The 3,148-nt window shown below is 49.6% G+C and carries 3 protein-coding genes; all 3 read left to right on the top strand.

The window, feature by feature from the left end; translation table 11 throughout:
• Positions 1–918 (top strand): virulence-associated E family protein (locus EAI83_RS16885; RefSeq protein WP_129976281.1); only part of this gene is annotated, 918 nt, incomplete at its 5' end.
• A gap of 270 nt (positions 919–1,188) precedes the next feature.
• Positions 1,189–1,374, top strand: a complete 186-nt coding sequence (locus EAI83_RS16875) for a hypothetical protein (protein WP_129976277.1) — start codon at positions 1,189–1,191, stop codon at positions 1,372–1,374.
• 107 nt (positions 1,375–1,481) lie between these two features.
• Positions 1,482–3,104 (top strand): recombinase family protein, encoded by a 1,623-nt coding sequence (locus EAI83_RS16870; RefSeq protein ID WP_008791695.1) that lies wholly within the window; start codon positions 1,482–1,484, stop codon positions 3,102–3,104.
• The last annotated feature ends 44 nt before the right edge of the window (positions 3,105–3,148 follow it).

Raw genomic sequence — 3,148 nt, 5'->3', positions numbered from 1 at the left:
TATGAAGCCTTGAAACTGTTCCTGATGGGAGCCATCCGGCGGGTATTCAGACCGGGGAGCAAGTTTGAGGTCATGCTCTGTCTGGTTGGTGGTCAGGGAGCCGGGAAATCTACCTTTTTCCGGCTGCTGGCAGGCAGGGACGAATGGTTTTCAGACGATTTGAAAAAGCTGGACGATGAAAATGTGTACCGCAAGCTGCAAGGGCATTGGATTATCGAGATGTCGGAGATGATTGCCACAGCCAACGCCAAGAGTATTGAGGAAATCAAGTCATTCTTAAGCCGCCAGAAAGAAACCTACAAAGTGCCGTATGAGACACATCCGGCAGACCGGCTGCGGCAATGTGTATTTGGAGGGACGACCAACCGGCAGGACTTTTTGCCCCGTGATCGCACCGGCAACCGGCGCTTTCTCCCCGTGACGGTGTACCCGGAACGGGCGGAGGTTCACATACTGGACGATGAAGCGGCGGCGAGGGCGTATATCGAACAGATGTGGGCGGAAGCCATGACGGTTTACCGCAGTGGGAAGTATAAGCTGTCATTCAGCATAGAAATGAACCGATACCTGAACGCCCATCAGCAGGACTTCATGCAGGAGGACACACAGGCTGGCATGATCTACGCCTATTTGGAGGACTACACCGGTGACAGGGTATGCTCCAAGCAGCTTTATGAGGAAGCGCTGGGGAACTTAAATTCCCCGGCAGACTGGGAGACACGGGCAATCTGCGAGATTATGAATACCGGCATTGCGGGCGGCATCATACAGGGCTGGGTAGCCTACAAAAGCCCGAAGCGGTATAAGAAATACGGTTCTCAAAAAGGCTGGGAGCGTGTCAACCAAGACCCGCCGGAGGGGGACGGTTTTCAGGAAATCACGGAAGAAGAAGCCCGGCAAATGGAACTGCCATTCTGAAAAGCCACCGGTTGACAGTTTGGTTGACGCTTTGGTTGACAGCCGGTTGACGGGGAAAAGCCTGATATTTGGGGCATTTCTCTCCTTTGTCAACCATGTCAACCAAGAAATCAAAGAAAAAGTAAAAAGTAATCATAGAGCGCCTATGGATTGTTTTCAAAGTCTTTTCTGCCGGTTGACACGGTTTGGTTGACACGGAGACAGTCTGCGGCTGTACACCTGTCTGACATTCCCTTGTCGGGCATATTTCATTTATGGAGGTAACTGCCTATGGCAAAAAGCAAAAACGAGAGCAATAACAAAAGCAGCGGCACCCTGCTTACCGAAAAAGACGGCACCCAGTATTTTGTCATGGGGAAAGTCCGTATCAAGGTATCGGAGCATTTCGCACAGGATGGGAAGCCGCTTGACAGCCTGCTGGAAGATGTGATCAAGCACGCTGCCGCCGCTTCCTGAAAAAATACGGAATAACGACTGTCAATCAGCCCACGCTTATGATATACTTGTACCAGCGAGTATTGTATAAGCGTGGGTTGTTTCTTTTAGAAGGAGGATTTTTAACCGTGAAACAACCATACAATACAACGATTTATAACACTGCACTATATTTGAGATTGAGCCGTGACGATGAATTACAGGGGGAAAGCGGCAGTATCCAGACCCAGCGCATGATGCTTAGACAGTATGCCGCAGAGCATGGGCTGACCGTTGTAGACGAGTACATTGACGACGGATGGAGTGGGACAAATTTCGAGCGTCCAAGTTTCCAAAGGATGATTGATGACATCGAAGACGGGAAAATCAACTGCGTTGTCACAAAGGACTTATCCCGTCTGGGAAGAAACTATATCCTGACCGGTCAGTACACGGAAATCTATTTCCCCAGCAAGGGAGTACGCTACATTGCCATCAATGACAATGTGGACACCATCAACGGAGAAAGCGAGCTTGCACCGTTCTTAAACATCCTGAATGAAATGCACGCCCGACAGACCAGCAAAAAGGTCAAGGCTGCCATGCACACAAGATTTGCCAATGGCGCACACTATGGAGCCTATGCACCGCTGGGCTATGTAAAAGACCCGGACAAAAAAGGTCATCTTCTGATCGACCCGGAAACACGCTGGATTGTAGAGAAGATTTTTGACCTTGCTGTACACGGGCGTGGAGCCGCCAGCATTACACGGATTCTGGTGGAGGAAAAAGTACCTACCCCCGGCTGGCTGAACTATGAAAGATACGGGACTTTCGCCAATATCTACGCCGGTGCGCCCGCAGAAAAAGCCTATGCGTGGACGATAGCACAGGTCAAGAGCATTTTGAAAGAGGAAACCTACATCGGTCACAGCATTCACAACAAGCAGAGCAACATTTCATTCAAGAACAAGAAAAAGGTGCGGAAGCCGCAGGAAGAATGGTATCGTGTGGAAAATACCCACGAAGCCATCATTTCTGAAGAAGTGTTCCAAAAAGTTCAGGAGCTGATTGCAAGCAGACGCAGGAAACGCAGAAACGGTACGACACAGATTTTCGCAGGATTGATAAAATGTGCAGACTGCGGATGGTCTTTAGCCTATGGGGAAAACAAGCAGAATAAGAACCCATACGGGTACTACCATTGCAGCAAGAACGGGCAGGGATTACGCCAGTGTTCCATGCACTATATCCGCTATGATGTACTGTATGCCTATGTGCTTGCAAGACTGCAATACTGGTCTATGCTGGCACAGAAAGACGAGGACAAGCTGCTGAAACGCCTGCTCAATGCCAGCGACAGGGAAAGAAACTCTGCGAAGAAAAAGCAGGCTGCGGAGCTGAAAAAGGCAGAGAAGCGTAAAGCCGAGGTTGACGGGCTGTTTGCTAAAATGTATGAGGACTGGTCTGCCGGACGCATAACCGAGTATAACTTCAATATGCTGTCCGAGAAGTACCAGAACGAGCAAAAGGAGCTTGAAACAAAAATAAGACAGCTTCACGAAACGATGGAAGCCGCCGTACAGACCGCAGCGGATGCTGAAAAGTGGATTGCCCTGATGAAACAGTATGTCAACCCCGTGGAGCTGACCGCCGAACTTCTGAACACTCTAATTGAAAAAATAACCGTCCACGAAGCTGTCAAGGGCGAGGACGGAAGCCGTGAGCAGGAAGTAGAAATCTACTACCGCTTCATCGGCAAAATCGACTGACCTTTCTTTTTTACCCAACAATATCTTTAATTAAGGGAGACGGG

It is taken from the genome of Blautia sp. aa_0143, from assembly GCF_004167315.1.
In the GTDB taxonomy this organism is placed as follows: domain Bacteria; phylum Bacillota; class Clostridia; order Lachnospirales; family Lachnospiraceae; genus Blautia_A; species Blautia_A fusiformis.
The sequence above is the reverse complement of the archived record's forward strand: the minus strand, read 5'-3'. Positions and strand labels throughout refer to the sequence as shown.

What these genes read in the sequence shown, in the direction of transcription:
- EAI83_RS16875 (WP_129976277.1), top strand. Translation starts at nt 1,189, where the DNA reads ATGGCAAAAAGCAAAAACGAGAGCAATAACAAAAGCAGCGGCACCCTG.